Origin of the sequence: Vibrio sp. TRT 1302 (assembly GCF_050113875.1) — a bacterium.
Classification (GTDB): Bacteria; Pseudomonadota; Gammaproteobacteria; order Enterobacterales; family Vibrionaceae; genus Vibrio.
Genome location: NZ_JBNJOF010000009.1, coordinates 103,421 through 117,831 on the forward strand (window position 1 = coordinate 103,421; position 14,411 = coordinate 117,831).

Consider the following 14,411-nt stretch of genomic DNA (forward strand, 5'->3'; position numbering starts at 1 on the left):
CAATGTTGGCCAGGGGCTTGGCTAATTTGTCACTCGCTGACGCAGTCAGTTCGGCGACCATCGATAAGGAAATAACAATAATGAATATTAGAAATCATCTCTTTCACACACCTTTGCTTGTTGCTTCTGTGTTTCTTAGCGCCAATACCCACGCAGCCAATCAATGGCCCGATTTACCCGTCGGGATAAAAAGCGGCATTGGCGCTCAAGTTGGTGACAAGGTGTTCATTGGGTTGGGTTCAGCAGGACAAGACTTTTATATGTTGGACTTAAACAACCTCGATCAAGGCTGGCAGAAGAAGGCCAATTTTAACGGTCCGGCAAGAAGTGGTGCGACGGCTTCCGTGATTGGCAACGAAATCTATGTGTTTGGTGGTTCTGGAAAAGTGAAATCGTCGGACGCTGCGCCGATTTTGTTTGAGACGGTGTACCGCTATAACGTTGCCAAAGATCAATGGTCACAGGCAAATACATCTGCACCTGTTGGGCTTTTAGGGGCAGCATCGTACTCCCCAGATGGAAAACAGGTACTCTTCTTCGGCGGTTACAACAAAGAGTATTTCGATCGCTATCTTCACGATGTTATGACGACGGATAAAGAGGCCGAGCCTGAGAAATGGCAAAAGATCGTCGACGACTATATGGGAATGAAACCACTCGATTATCGATGGAATAGACAAGTTATTAGCTTCAAACCGGAAACGGGTAAGTGGAGTGAGTTGGGAACATCGCCATACTTGCCAAACTGTGGCACAGCGTTAGTCGCGGATGGTTCCAAAGCGACCTTGATTAGCGGGGAAATAAAACCTGGGCTAAGAACCGCTGAAGTGAAGCAGTATCAGTTTACCCAAACGCAACCATGGCAAAGTATGCACGAGCTTCCTGCGCCTAAATCAAGTGAGGTGCAGGAGGGGGTTGCCGGTGCGTTTGCGGGACAAAGTAATGGTGTCATTATTGTGGCTGGCGGAGCCAACTTCCACGGGGCAAAAGCAGCGTTTGAAAATGGAAATATGTTTGCTCATAACGGTTTTGGCAAAGCATTTAACCCAGAGATGTATGTCCATAAGGATGGTCTATGGCAAGAAGTTAATGGGCTTCCTCAAGGTATCGCCTACGGGGCGTCTTTCTCAGCCAAGGATGGGGTATTGATTGCTGGTGGAGAGACGAGTGATCGCAGTGCCAGCAAAAAAGTCTATCTACTGGCGTGGAACGGTTCTAGCGTTGATGTCGCTGATTAATTTAGGAGGATGAAGATGTCGTTACTCATTGAATCATTTCCACCCTTACCTATCGGGGTAAAAAATGGCGTAGGTGGCATGTTAGGTCAGCGTCTTTATATCGGCTTAGGCAGCGCAGGAAAACACTTTTTCTACTACGATTTGGCGCAGCCAGAACAAGGTTGGCAGAGAGCCGCAGACTTTGTCGGGACTGAACGTAATGACGCTTGCTATGTAGTGAGTAACGACAATCTGTATGTATTCTCTGGAGCGGGTCAGCGCGAACATGAGCAATCGCCTGTTGTGCTCGACGACGCCTATCGTTTCGATGCTAAGACAAACCTTTGGACTAAATTAAACACGCAAATACCGGTTGGTTTGCTTGGGGCATCTGCTTGTACCTTGTCGACGGGCGAACTGGTTTTCTTCGGTGGTTACTGCAAAGAAACGTTTGACTCGTTTGTCGCCAAGTTATCATCGATTGATCAAAAGTCACAACCCGAAAAACATCAGAGTGTGTTGAATGAGTTCATGTCTCGCCCGGTTTTTGGCTATGGCTGGAATGGGGATATTTGGTCTTTTGACCTAACTCTTGAAACGTGGGCGATATTAGATAAGAACCCATTTGCTGCCAATTGTGGTGCAGGGATCGTGCAGCAAGGAAGTACCGTTACCTTGATTGAGGGAGAAATAAAGCCTGGACTTCGCAGTCTGCAAACGAAACAGTTCCAGCTTCACTCATCGAGTCATATTAGCAGTAAGTTATGTGCCTCGATATTTGATATTCAAAGCCAGCATGAAGGATTAGCAGGGCATTTTTGTGGCCAAATGCAGGGTCAGATCTTTGCGGTGGGTGGGGCGTATTTTGTTGGTAGCCAGAATAACTTCAACAACCACCAATGGTATACGCATAAAGGGTTAACGAAGCACTACAGCAATAGTATCTGGCGTTTTGACGGTATCAATTGGCACAGCGAAAGAGCCTTGTCCCAAGGTGTTGCTTATGGCGTCTCTGTCTCCAGTGGTGATACGTTCTATCTCCTAGGTGGTGAAAGTAAGTTGGGAGAGGCGCAAACTCGTTGCTATGCGTTGAGCTGGCAGTAGTGAGACTTTATTGAAAATTGAGGGCAGGTATAAAGTACGGCTGCCCTTCTTCAATACCAACACGCTTTGTTGATATTAATCAGTTAGTTAATGGCTCACTATGTTGCTCAGAGCGTCAACCAGACTTTCGTTTCCCCATTATAAACACATATAACCCACCAACTAACAGCCCCCAAAGCGTCGAGCTAATACCAAGTAGACTTACTCCTGAAAGAGTAACTAGGAAGGTAAATAGGGCTGGTTCACGTAGATCGTCACTCTGAAACGCGGTTTGCAAACACATCAGTAGTGTGCCGAGTAGGGCGAAACCCGCAAGCATATGTGTAATCTGTAAAGGCAGTGAGACGAATAGTGCGACAACGGAGGAGGCGAGTATCCCAGCGACCAAATAGAAACCTCCAGCCCACAAGACCGCCTTATAGCGCACGTTTTTATCTCTATCGACGTCTTCAGTCATACAGAGTGCGGCTGAAATAGCTGCGAGATTAAGACTGAATCCACCAAATGGAGCCGATAGGATATTGATTATCCCACTACCGAGCAGTATGGGTTTGACCGGCGCTTGATACTGATAACTTCTCATCATGGCGATACCCGGCAAATTTTGCGAGAGCATGGTGACTATGTACAAAGGAATTGAAATGTTCAGTATGGCCGATAGGTCGAATTGTGGCGTGACCCAATTTGGCTTCGCTAGTGTCAAGGCCGATGTACTCAAGGCTGCTTCGTCTGACTGAAACGCGAAGAATAGACCGATGAGCAGTAAGATAAGCATGGTGTACTTAGGCACAAAACGTTTGCTGACAAGATAAGCCGAAAACATTGCTCCAAAGATGATAGGCATGGTCATGACAGGCTCGAAAGCTTTCACGCAGAAAGGCAGTAAGATCGCCGCTAACATTGCGGTTGCGAGTGGAGAAGGAATACGTTGCAGTGCTTTGGAAAGGGGCGAAATTAAACCAGTTACAAATATCAGCAGTCCGGTGACAGCAAAGGCCGCAACTAGCACCGGTAACGAATATTGCGACGCAGAACTGACCAATATCGCCGCTCCTGGTGTCGACCAAGCCATTAAGATTGGCATTTTGTAATACCAAGAGTAACCGATGGATGTGACTCCCATTGTGATTCCAAGTGCCAATAACCAGCTTTCAATTTGACTGGCGCTTGCTCCCGAAGCCGTGGCAGCTTGGATGATAATTACCACCGAGCTGGTGTATCCGACCAATACCGCTGTAAAGCCAGCGGTAATGTGGCTTAAAACCGATGATTTTTGATTCATTGTTACTCCACACTCTATGGTAAGCTATCCGTGCGTCATAACGCACAACTGCCAAGATAGCACTGTGCGCTATAACGCACAATAGGAGTTGTATTAATGAAAGAGACGATTTTTAAGTCGCAAATTGCCAATCATTTAAAGTCGGAAAGACAAAAGAAAAAGCTGAGCTTAGATGCAACGGCCAAGCTGACTGGTGTGTCTAAGGCAATGTTAGGTCAAATAGAACGGGAAGAATCAAGCCCTACGATTGCCACTCTTTGGAAAATAGCGAGTGGTTTGGAGACCTCTTTTTCAGCTTTTTTTGCCAACGAACCTAATTTGCAGTCACCGGATAGGGTGTTCCCTGAAGATCCGCGCATGAAGGTAAAAACGTTGTTCCCATACAAAGAAGATACTGGTCTTGAAGTATTCGAGATTACGTTGTCCCAGCATCATCAACAGATGTCTGATGCCCACAGTGCAGGAGTCGTTGAGCATGTACATGTAATCAAGGGTGAAGCGAGGATTTACTTCGATCAAGAATGGCATTCGCTCAAGGAAGGTGAAAGCTTACGCTTCTACAGCGATCAGCCTCATGGTTATCAAGCTGTCTCGGAAAGTATGGTTTTTCACAATATTGTCTGCTATCCGAGGTAATGAATGTAGTGTAGGGAAGTGCATACCCACTTCCCGTTAACACTACTGAAAGGTATTCAAGACCACTTGATTGCGGCCAAAGCCTTTGGCTTGATACAAGGCTTTATCGGCTCGGCTTATCGTACTGTGTGAACTAATTTGGCTGTCGGTGATACCAATGCTAATTGTATAGTTGATATCAGACTCATCCAGTTCTACGCGTGACTGTTCCACCATCTGACGTAGCAGTTCACATTGCTCATAGGCGTGGTTTTCATCATTGGCATGAAACAAAATACAGAATTCCTCTCCACCATATCGAGACAGGCTGAGTGAACCTGGTTTTGGAAAACAACGTCTCATTAAATCGGCGGTATGATAAATGACTTTGTCACCGCCTAAGTGGCCGATGTTGTCATTGATGGTTTTAAAATGGTCGATATCAATCATCGCAAGGTACAAACCATGACGCTCAATGTTTTGTTCAATATGCTCCGTCAGCGCCAACTTGTTGTCTAGGTGTGTCATCACATCACTATTTCGTAGCTGTTTGTGAAGCATTAGGTTAGACAAGGCGATTTCTGAGTAATCTCTGATCATGGTCAGTATAGTGCGGTAGGTTGGTATACTGGCATTGATGTACATCACTGCGATTAGGTTGTCTTTGTCAAACAACGGGATCGTATAGTGTCGAGACGTGATGTGCAGTTTCTTTGCAAGTGGATCGACATATTGCTTTGTCGTGTAACTCATCGAACTCGGAGAAAAGCGCTTAGCCAGAGTAGAGTCAGTCAGCACGACTTTTGTATTGCCATGATAGTCTATTGTGGTGAAGTGTCCGTAATCCGAATCATAAAAACATAGCTGCATTCCTTTGTGGTGACAGAAACGATCCAGCACGGCTTTTAAATAGCGTTTAAAGTCCGCCAAATTCTCTCGGTTATTCAACTGTGCAAGACTTTTGTTGAGTTGATACGTGAGATAGTTAATCGCGACGGCTAACAGCATTAGTGAAGCAATAACAATAGCAGACAGAGAAAACTGATAAGAAGTGGCTAAGATATCGGCTCGATCGGTACCTGCGATAAATACCCAGTTATGCTGATTATCAGCACTAAAGACGGACATCTTATACTGACCTTGGTAATAGTATTCATGCTTGCCGAAATAGAGTCCACTACTGATCAACTCACTAATACCAGCAAGGTAACTGATCGAGGGCGTACCTACTCGGTTGGGATCTGGGTGGAAAACCAGCCTTCCGCTAACGGCGTCAACGACAAACACATACCCACTGTCTAATGTCCGCAGAGCACGCAAACTTTGTGTGGCCGATTTGAGGTCAAATTCTATCCAAATTTCGCGATACTCATCCGGCATATACCTGACGGCAAATACCCATTGATTGGAAGCTTTAGGGTAGATAGAGGACACGGTGAATTTTGTAGAGATTTCATCCAGCGGTTGCCAAACGATATCCGAGTGTTGCTCTGAATAAGTCGCATTGTGCTGTATTGATTGATATTTGGTGTGCTGCTTGTTTCTGTAAATGATATCGCTGTAAGCAGGGGTATATTTGAGAATACGTTGCGCTGTAGAGACAAAGTCCTTCTCGTCAGCCGAATCGGCTAAGAGAAACAGTTTACTGGAGGCTGCTTCGAGTTGTGAAGATACTAAGTCGGAGGCGGTTTTTATATTCACAAATGATTGCTGGTAAGCATTGTGTTCCGACTGTTTAAGTTGCTGAAAAGCAGCATAGACCATACCTATAACTAATAGAATGATGTACGGTCTTAAGGATCGAATTACCAACTTGGGTAATGCCATGGATTGCCAACTGATGTTTTAGGGGAACGGACGATGGCCGATAGTGTAAACTGATTTCATATCCACATCAATCAACACAAGTCCAGATTTTCTGTAGGATAAGTTCTGAAAATTAGCGGCATATCACTATGCCGCTGTAACATTCATGACGTTTTTAAGTGGAAAATTGCCAGTGAGGCACGGGCTATCAGAACTTGTTTGTGATCTATGGTCTGGTGCAATTGATGTGAGTCTGTATTACAGATCATGAGCCATTCACCCTTTCCAGCTTCTGGCAGGGTGAATCTAGCCGGCGCGTTTGTCTGGTTTATACAGTAGAATAGCTCATCACCATTTTTGTCTATGCCTAGGTGCAAAGCGACGGAGCTGAGACGATTCCAGTCATCATGTTCCATATAGCTGCCATCAATTCTGCGCCAAAAGATACGGTTGTTGTTGCGTTTTGCACCACTGAAAGCACGAATAAATGGCACCATATATTGCTGGCGAGCTTTTACCATATCGGCTAACCACGATTTGAAGCTTTCTTTGTCTGGGGTGGTATGCCAGTTAATCCAGCTTAACTCGTTATCCTGACAATACGCGTTGTTGTTACCATTTTGAGTATGGGAAAGAACGTCGGCAGTCAGAATATGTGGAATACCAAAAGCAAACAGTAGGCTTGCCATAAAGTTGCGCTTTTGTTTCTCACGTTTTTCAATGATGGTCAGGTTGTCAGTCGCACCTTCGACACCATAGTTGTCGGAACGATTGTCACCGTGACCATCACGATTGTTTTCGCCATTGGCCTCATTGTGTTTGTGCTTGTATGAGACAAGATCTTGCATACAGAAGCCGTCGTGATACGTAATGTAATTGACCGTTAATTTGTATGGCCAGTTAGCCGCACTGTAGAGATCTCGCGACCCCATAATTCGAGTGGCAAACTCCTTTAGAAATCCTTGATCACCGCGCCAAAAGCTGCGCGTGATATCGCGCAAACGGTCATTACACTCATTCCAACCAAACGGAAAATTTCCTACTTGATAACCGTTAGGACCAATATCCCAAGGCTCTGCGATCAGTTTTACTTCTTTCAGGATCGGGTCTTGAGCGACGGCTTTAAAGAACGCAGCTTCAGGGCTAAAGTGTTCACCGTTGCGACCGAGTGTGGCGGCTAGATCAAAGCGGAATCCGTCGATTTTATATTCGCTAACCCAATAGCGCAGGGTATCCATGACCAGATTCAAACTTGCCTGATAGGATAAATCGAGTGTATTACCACAGCCGGTATAGTTAGCGTAGTGATCGCCCTGTTTAAAGTAATATCGCTTGTCTAAAGCTTTTAAGTTAAAGATTGGGCCATCAGCGCCACCTTCGGCGGTGTGGTTATAGACCACATCAAGAATCACTTCGATACCGTTTCGATGCAACTCACGGATAGCCGTTTTTAGTTCCGTGACAGCATCGTGAGCCGCATATCTCGGGTCTGGCACCATGAATAGGTAAGGGTTATATCCCCAGTAATTGACCTTATCCATTTTTAGTAGGTGTGGCTCATGCATACATGCGGCTATTGGTAGCAGCTGAAGCGTGTTTATGTTCTGCTGTCTATAAAATTCAAGCATCGCGTCGCTAACTAAGCCCAGATAGCGACCTTTATGATCCGCTTCTACTTCGGGATGCAGTTCCGAAACGCCTTTAACATGTGTTTCAAACAACACCATCTCTTCTCGAGCTCTACGAGGGCCTTCAACATCTTGCCAGTCAAAATGTCCGTCAGTCACCAGACATTTTGCTAGGGTGAAGCTTTGTTCACTAGAGAACGGCACTTGGTAGTAGAGCGGCTTCTCCAATGCTTTGGCATAAGGATCTGAAATCAGATGGGATTGACCGTTGCGCTGCACGATATACGCATACTTTTGGCCTTTGCTAATGTGCGGAACAAAGGTGAATCGTATGCCCGCGTACTCTCCGTCCAAGGGATAGGTGGTTAACTGACCGTTGTCGTCAAACAGCGCAAGCTGAATAGATTTCGCATCGGGAGCAAAGATAGAGAAATTACATCCTTCGGTGCTAAGGGTGGCACCTAGAGGATAGGGACGGGAGCACTGCATCATCATGACTTATTAAAATATTTTATTGTTTGATCTTTAGTAAATAGTTTTGCAATGAATTGGTCAAGCGCCTCTGACAAAAATAATAATTGTAATTTTATTTCATATTTATGACGTTCTTGCGTGGTTAAGTGAGCTATCTAACATTTGGCGCGAGATATTTTTGTCAGAAAGTTATTTCTCACCCTAAGTTTTGTGATTGAAGCCTAAAAAACATTGTCCGGTATGATTTCTCATCCTTTCTCATCCCCCCTAACTATTTTTCATCTGGATGAGTTGCCATTTCTACTCCCCAGTTAATCTGTCCGCAGTTGAAACAAATGGGGACAAGGGCTCTAGCCTGACTCCCATCTTACCTCTCTTTTACTAACAATCTGTTTCTGCCTTTACAGAGTGAGCCAAGAAGAGAGCCAAAGAATAATAATCCCTAAATGGAGTTAATAATGAAAAAAGTAAGTTTAATTGCTGCTGCAGTGGCGACGACTTTATCTGCTGGCGCATTCGCAGCCGACGTGGACTTCCATGGTTATGCGCGTGGTGGTGTAGGTCTGAGCGGTGAAGGTTCTCATGTCACTTATGAAAAGAATAAAGTAGGCCGTCTAGGCAATGAAGACGACCTATATGCAGAAATTGGTCTTAACGCTGAGTTGTACAACAAAGACGACGTAACGTTCAACCTAGAAACATTGGTTGCATACGGTCAGGCTGGTAACAATAACTGGGAAGGCAATTCTAACGCTCTACGTGTTATGAATGTTCAAGCTAAAGGTCTTTTCGAGTCAGATAAAGAAGCTGTGCTTTGGGCTGGTCAACGTTACTACCAACGTAAAGATATCCATATCACAGACTTCTATTTCCTAGACACGTCTGGTGGTGCAGGTGGCGGTATCGAAAATCTGTCAGTTGGCGGCGGTAAACTATCTGTAGCTTTAATGCATGATGATGGTAGCCAAAAGGTTGATGATGGTTTTGAAAGCGTACTTACTGATGCTGGCTCAAAAGCATTTGCAAACTGTAAAGGTGACAAAGCTTGTGAGCTTGCAATTGAGGGTGATGCTAACAACTACAAAACAGTTGCTAAGACGAAAGATGAAACCGTTTCTGGCTACACATTGGACCTTCGTTACGCAGGTATCAACTTGTGGGAAAATGCTAACCTAGAGCTAGCGGTTGCTTACGATTTTGCTTCTGAAGCGAAGAACCAAAATGTTCAAGCTGATGATGGCGTTCTTTTAACTGCGGTGATTGGTCAAGGTTTATCTAACGGTTTCAACCAAACGGTTCTTCAGTACGGTACAGCATCATACGGTAAGCAAATGGCTACTTACGGTGGCGGTGGTTGGTATGACCGCACAGGTGGTAACAACGATGCTGATGGTTTCCGTATCATCAACTGGGGTGTAACAGGTCTAGGTGAGTCATGGGAACTAGGTCACGTAGTAATGTACGCTCAAGCATCTGATACTAACGATGGTGATATCACAGCTTACAATGCGGTTGTTCGTCCAGTGTACAAATGGGATGAAAACATGAAAACTGTATTTGAAGCAGGTTACTTCGCTGATGAAACTAAGAAAAGCGGAACAACCAAAGATGCATCAGGTTCTAAGCTGACTGTTGCTCAAGCATGGTCTGCAGGCTCTAGCTTCTGGGCTCGTCCTGAAATCCGTGTTTACGGTTCTTACTTCATGGATCATGAAGCAGACAGCTTTGCAAAAGGTACTGACGATTCTGAGTTCAGCGTTGGTATTCAAATGGAAGCTTGGTGGTAATATAGTTTCCGAGTCCTATAAGTCCTAAGTAATAGCCGGCTTACTTAAGTCGGCTTTTTTCGTTCAGTGGAGAGGTTTAGATGAAGCATTTAGTTCTAGGCTGCGCAATTAGTATGGCCCTGTTAGGCTGTACGGCAACAGAAACGGTTGTATTTGATACTCAAAATGTATCTCAAGTCGCTGAATCTTATTCAGAGATTGAATGGGTTAAAGTTGAGCCAACCAAGCGAATTAACTTCTCAATTGATGAAAAGAACCAGAATTATCAATTTCCTACGGGTGTTAGTCCAATAGCGGCTTTCGATATTAATACTCAAGGAAAAGAACTTGAACTCGAAATTATTAGCCATTTCAAAAAGAGTGTTTTCTATCCAAATGCTCTGCTTTTGAATGAAAATAACCAAGTATTAAAAGCATTCAGCACAGAAGATTTCGAGTATAAACATGCCTACGGTTTAGAAGGCGATAGACTGACCACAGAGATCACTATCCAGCCAGTAGGGCAGCAACGCGTTAAGTTACTAATTTACACTACTCCTGAGTTGACCAAAGGAAAGTCGGAAATCCTTCATCCCGTTAAGCTTGATGCGATTGCACGTGGTAATTACCCACCAGACGTTCCAAACCCTATCATTCCTCATGCTCAGCATGGGCTATTGAGTATTGTCGCGAAAGTTGACAGTGCAGTTGTTGTTGAAGAACCGCTGACGGTTTCCAGCACGGATACTGCCCAACAGAAGTTCAAAGGCGAGTTAGCCGCTCAAGAGAAACAGAGCACGGTGACTCACTCGGTTGTTGCTTCAAGTGATGCCTCATTATCGCTTTCGGTTGAACAGCAGCAGTTCTATCTGACTAGTATCGAAAACGCGGTTAAAGTTGGCATGCTAGATAAAGCACTTGCGCTACTCGAAGAAGCAAAGGCTCTCAATGTTGAAGGTGCTCAGCAAATCTTTATTAAAGCCGTTAATGCAAGATAGCAGCGAATAATCTCTCACATTCTATACACCCCGTTAAATAATGATTGGCGGGGTGTTTTGTTTCAGCCCCTCACTTCATTTCTCTTATCCTTTTCTCTCTTAAATGCTTTCCGTTTGCCTATTCATGGGCATTTTTCGATGCCGTGTTAGTTGGCGGTTTTATGAAAAGTTCCCATTAATTTATAAAAATGTGATCTTGATCGTCATTTAATGTGGGTGATGATTGCTAAGTAGAAAGTTTAAATAATTTATATGCTTACTGGTGATTAACTTTTTTTGAAGTGACGTTGTGACAAAATAAATTCGTTATTAGGTACTTGGTTGCAGTTAAATTTTTTATTTTCCGTACTAGGGTTTAGATGTTCGTGAAGTTATTAGTCGATAAGTACTAATTACGGACACTGGTTAAACCAAATACGGACATTAACGATGAAGATTAAATTATTAGCCGCGTCAATCGTGGCAACAGCATGTGGTACTCACGTCTTTGCAGCGGAAATTTACAGCAGCGAAGGTTCAACAATTTCAATCGGTGGTTATGTCGATGTCGGTATCGGCGAGTACGATAAAGGCACTTCAACCCGTCCAGCGAATCAGGACGTCGACGTCAATCAAGTCTCCCCTCGAATTAACATTTCCGGTACGCAGGATCTTGGAAACGGGTTCGTGGTGGATGCAAAAGGAGAGTGGGCGTTAAACTATCTCGATGGCGGTGAAAACTCGTTTACAACACGCCTCGGTTACCTAGGCGCCACACATGAACAAGCGGGTCGCGTTGTGGTCGGGACTCAGTGGGCTCCCTATTATGATGTGGCAGGAGTTGCTGATTTACCTATTGCCTTCGCTAATGATTATCTCTATGAAAACCATAACCTACTGGGTACTGGACGTGGTGAGCGAATGGTCAGCTACAGAAAATCGCTTATGTTCAGTGAAGATGGTGGCGTTGATTTCGGTTTAGGCTGGCAGGGTAAAGAAACTGAGTCAGATGCGGATGCAAGGGTGCAAGTGGCTCTTAAGGCCAATCTGATGGGATTCGGTCTTGGTTATACTTACTCTGGTGGCGATCTTGAAGTCTCCAATGTTAAACGTGATGCAAACTCTCACCTTATAGCAATTAATTATGGAAGCTATGGTAACGGTCTCTATGTGGCGGGCGTCTACGGTATGAATGAATACTTCTACGATGGCTTAGAAGAGACCGTTCAAGTGGAAGGTTTGTTGGCGTTTGGGATGACAAACGGCATTAACCTTAGCGTTAACTATGAAGCGGTAGAGAACGATAAAACGAATTTCACCCTTTACAGCCAGACAGCGATTCAGGCGGAATACTCGATTACCGCTAACTTAGTCACTTTCGCTGGATATGAAATCGATTTGGGTGATGACGATCCAACCACCAAAGATGATGACAAGTGGATAGTGGGAGCGCGTTACTTCCTCTAACCGAAAGTCAAAATTTTAAATACGGTATCGTATTTACGCCTATCTGTTATTGGGTAGGCGTTTTTCTCTCTTGTTGACCTAAGCGTCAGTAATAATGGGTAGTGGTTCTGATATTTTTACCTAAATCGTTTTTTTATTAGCCACTTAGACTAGAATAGCCTTCTCTCAAAAATAACAGTCAGGGATGGTGACATGAGTTCAGTAAAGCTTGGAGAATCTTTGGTCCAACCGACCAAAATATTGTGTGTTGGTCGAAACTATTTAGAACATATCCAAGAGTTGAATAACGCCATTCCAGATCAAATGGTGGTGTTTTCCAAGCCGCCAAGCTCGATAACGACTCAACTACAATCCTTTCACCAAGAGCCGCTCCATTACGAAGGTGAAATCTGCTTTCTTGTTTCAGAGGGTAGATTATCGGCTGTTGGTGTAGGTCTTGATCTAACAAAGCGAGAGTTGCAATCGAGACTCAAGTCGAAGGGATTACCGTGGGAACGGGCGAAAGCGTTTGATGGCTCCGCGTTGTTTAGCCGCTTTATTCCTCTTGAAGGACTCAAAATTGAACAGTTAGAAATTGAGCTATTTATAAACTGCGTAAGAGTGCAAAAAGGTTCAGTGACGCAGATGATGTACTCTCCACAAACGATAGTCGACGAGCTCTCTACTTTTACCACGTTGTGCGATGGCGACATTATTATGACCGGCACACCACAAGGGGTTGGTGAGGTACACCCATCCGATGTATTTTTGGCAAGATTAAAAGAAGCTGACAAGACCTTGATTGAAATAGAGTGGGTTGCGCGCTAAAAAGCGCTTTACTTTACCCCTAGGACAAGGATTAACCTCCAATTGACTACTCAATTGGAGGTTTTTTTATGGGCTGTTGTAATCAAGCGCCGAATGGCGGAAGTCACAATGTTGGTTTGTTGATTAAGTGCATAGCTGTGATGGCCGTTGTATTGTTTCTGCTCGCCGCTCTGTTCGGTTAAAAGAGTTTAAGACATAGAAACAGCACCATGCTGACAATCGTCGTCAGCAGTACGTTTTTGGTTTTCCAAGCCAGTAGCGCAGCAACGAGAGCACCAATCAGGTAAGGATTATTTGCCGATACCCATAGCTCCTGCTCAGGCATAAATACGATAGGTGCCCAAATCGCGGTTAGCACAGAAGGGCTTGAGTAGGCCAGTAGTCGCTGAGCTTGTGGGTTGAGTCTCAATGGTAGACGAGGTTCCAAAAACAGGTAGCGGCTCAAAAATACCAGTGACGTCATTGCCAAAATAGCTAACATAATCATACGGTACGTCCCTTCAGTGACTCGGCAATATAACCTGCGAGCATACCTGCAATACTGGCTATCATTAGCCCCGATTCGATACCCGACAAACTGCACATAACGGAGGTCGTTAAAGAGACGAGTACCGCGACTAAGACGGGGGAGGATTTAATGTTAGGCACCACCAAAGCGATAAAGGTTGCTGCGACGGCAAATTCCAATCCAAGCTCATTCATCGCCGGAATGTAACTGCCAGCGACAATGCCAACCAGGGTGGCGAGGTTCCAACAAAGATAAAAGCTAAGACCAGCACCAAGCGCGTACCAGCGATTGAACTGCTTTTCAGACTGTTGACCACAAATAGCAAACAGTTCATCGGTGAGCAAGAATCCTAGTCCAAGTCGCCACTTGAGTGGTAGCGGGCTGATTTTGCTTCTCATCGATACACTGTAGAGCAAGTGCCTTGAAGTAATAAAAAAGATCGCTAAAAGCATGGTGGTCAAGGTTGCACCTGCCTTAAACATACCTGTCGCGACTAGCTGTGCAGAACCTGCAAACAAGATGGCGGATAGCGCTTGGCTTTCAACGACAGTCAGCCCAGACTCCAATGCAAAGGAGCCTGCTAGCACGCCCCAGGGAATAATGGCAATACTGAGTGGCACCATGGCGAGTGTGCCTTGCCAGAACAATTGTGAGCGACTGAGTTGTGTGTCTATATCTATGGTCATGCTACTCATGTTTCTTTCTACGTGTGGTGATAGTTACATTCATTTAGTCACAGTTACGTTATCGGTGGCTTGTA

The 14,411-nt window shown here is 44.7% G+C and carries 12 protein-coding genes; 7 read left to right on the plus strand and 5 right to left on the minus strand.

The genetic code is table 11. The annotated features are described in order from the left end of the window. Positions 1-80 precede the first annotated feature (80 nt). Together ACQEXP_RS12715 and ACQEXP_RS12720 are read left to right on the plus strand one after the other, a co-directional pair. Positions 81-1,238 (plus strand): N-acetylneuraminate epimerase, encoded by a 1,158-nt coding sequence (locus tag ACQEXP_RS12715; protein ID WP_426970279.1) that lies wholly within the window; start codon positions 81-83, stop codon positions 1,236-1,238. A 15-nt stretch (positions 1,239-1,253) separates the two neighbouring features. Beyond that, on the plus strand, positions 1,254-2,321 hold the full coding sequence (locus tag ACQEXP_RS12720; RefSeq protein WP_426970281.1) for a YjhT family mutarotase: 1,068 nt from the start codon (positions 1,254-1,256) through the stop codon (positions 2,319-2,321). 115 nt (positions 2,322-2,436) lie between these two features. Here ACQEXP_RS12720 and ACQEXP_RS12725 read toward each other — a convergent pair whose 3' ends face one another. Then, a complete protein-coding gene (locus tag ACQEXP_RS12725) occupies positions 2,437-3,621 on the minus strand; it encodes a benzoate/H(+) symporter BenE family transporter (RefSeq protein WP_426970320.1) in 1,185 nt (394 codons plus the stop codon). A gap of 78 nt (positions 3,622-3,699) precedes the next feature. Between ACQEXP_RS12725 and ACQEXP_RS12730 the strand changes: the two genes are divergently transcribed. Further along, complete coding sequence (locus tag ACQEXP_RS12730; protein WP_269375791.1) at positions 3,700-4,239, plus strand: helix-turn-helix domain-containing protein; 540 nt, start codon at positions 3,700-3,702, stop codon at positions 4,237-4,239. Between the two features lie 42 nt (positions 4,240-4,281). Here the strand turns inward: ACQEXP_RS12730 and ACQEXP_RS12735 are convergent, their stop codons facing one another. Continuing rightward, entirely contained in the window at positions 4,282-6,045 is a 1,764-nt protein-coding gene (locus tag ACQEXP_RS12735) for a diguanylate cyclase domain-containing protein (protein WP_426970284.1), read from the minus strand. Positions 6,046-6,188: 143 nt separating this feature from the next. Then, positions 6,189-8,141 carry a glycogen debranching protein GlgX gene (glgX, locus tag ACQEXP_RS12740; protein ID WP_426970322.1) on the minus strand — a complete coding sequence of 651 codons (1,953 nt, stop codon included), beginning with the start codon at positions 8,139-8,141 and terminating at the stop codon, positions 6,189-6,191. A gap of 443 nt (positions 8,142-8,584) precedes the next feature. Here glgX and lamB point away from each other — a divergent pair, with 443 nt between their 5' ends. The 4 genes from lamB to ACQEXP_RS12760 all read left to right on the plus strand — a co-directional run bounded on the left by lamB (position 8,585) and on the right by ACQEXP_RS12760 (position 13,143). Further along, the gene (gene lamB / locus ACQEXP_RS12745) at positions 8,585-9,913 is read left to right on the plus strand and encodes a maltoporin LamB (RefSeq protein ID WP_426970286.1); all 1,329 of its coding nucleotides are present in this window, start codon (positions 8,585-8,587) and stop codon (positions 9,911-9,913) included. Positions 9,914-9,993: 80 nt separating this feature from the next. Next, entirely contained in the window at positions 9,994-10,890 is an 897-nt protein-coding gene (locus tag ACQEXP_RS12750) for a MalM family protein (protein ID WP_426970287.1), read from the plus strand. Positions 10,891-11,319: 429 nt separating this feature from the next. Then, positions 11,320-12,336, plus strand: a complete 1,017-nt coding sequence (locus ACQEXP_RS12755; protein ID WP_426970289.1) for a porin — start codon at positions 11,320-11,322, stop codon at positions 12,334-12,336. Between the two features lie 192 nt (positions 12,337-12,528). Then, a complete protein-coding gene (locus ACQEXP_RS12760) occupies positions 12,529-13,143 on the plus strand; it encodes a fumarylacetoacetate hydrolase family protein (RefSeq protein WP_426970291.1) in 615 nt (204 codons plus the stop codon). Positions 13,144-13,321: 178 nt separating this feature from the next. On the opposite strand, the gene ACQEXP_RS12765 is transcribed toward ACQEXP_RS12760, so the two are convergent. Both ACQEXP_RS12765 and ACQEXP_RS12770 read right to left on the minus strand, forming a co-directional pair. Further along, entirely contained in the window at positions 13,322-13,630 is a 309-nt protein-coding gene (locus ACQEXP_RS12765; protein WP_269375785.1) for an AzlD domain-containing protein, read from the minus strand. Continuing rightward, positions 13,627-14,346, minus strand: a complete 720-nt coding sequence (locus ACQEXP_RS12770) for an AzlC family ABC transporter permease (RefSeq protein ID WP_426970293.1) — start codon at positions 14,344-14,346, stop codon at positions 13,627-13,629. The genes ACQEXP_RS12765 and ACQEXP_RS12770 overlap by 4 nt, the downstream gene beginning before the upstream one ends. Positions 14,347-14,411 lie beyond the last annotated feature (65 nt).

Bases quoted from the DNA above. Each gene is read 5' to 3' on its own strand.
- ACQEXP_RS12715 (WP_426970279.1), top strand. From the start codon at position 81: ATGAATATTAGAAATCATCTCTTTCACACACCTTTGCTTGTTGCTTCT.
- ACQEXP_RS12720 (WP_426970281.1), top strand. From the start codon at position 1,254: ATGTCGTTACTCATTGAATCATTTCCACCCTTACCTATCGGGGTAAAA.
- ACQEXP_RS12730 (WP_269375791.1), top strand. From the start codon at position 3,700: ATGAAAGAGACGATTTTTAAGTCGCAAATTGCCAATCATTTAAAGTCG.
- ACQEXP_RS12735 (WP_426970284.1), bottom strand. From the start codon at position 6,045: ATGGCATTACCCAAGTTGGTAATTCGATCCTTAAGACCGTACATCATT.
- glgX (WP_426970322.1), bottom strand. From the start codon at position 8,141: ATGCAGTGCTCCCGTCCCTATCCTCTAGGTGCCACCCTTAGCACCGAA.
- lamB (WP_426970286.1), top strand. From the start codon at position 8,585: ATGAAAAAAGTAAGTTTAATTGCTGCTGCAGTGGCGACGACTTTATCT.
- ACQEXP_RS12750 (WP_426970287.1), top strand. From the start codon at position 9,994: ATGAAGCATTTAGTTCTAGGCTGCGCAATTAGTATGGCCCTGTTAGGC.
- ACQEXP_RS12755 (WP_426970289.1), top strand. From the start codon at position 11,320: ATGAAGATTAAATTATTAGCCGCGTCAATCGTGGCAACAGCATGTGGT.
- ACQEXP_RS12760 (WP_426970291.1), top strand. From the start codon at position 12,529: ATGAGTTCAGTAAAGCTTGGAGAATCTTTGGTCCAACCGACCAAAATA.
- ACQEXP_RS12765 (WP_269375785.1), bottom strand. From the start codon at position 13,630: ATGATTATGTTAGCTATTTTGGCAATGACGTCACTGGTATTTTTGAGC.
- ACQEXP_RS12770 (WP_426970293.1), bottom strand. From the start codon at position 14,346: ATGAGTAGCATGACCATAGATATAGACACACAACTCAGTCGCTCACAA.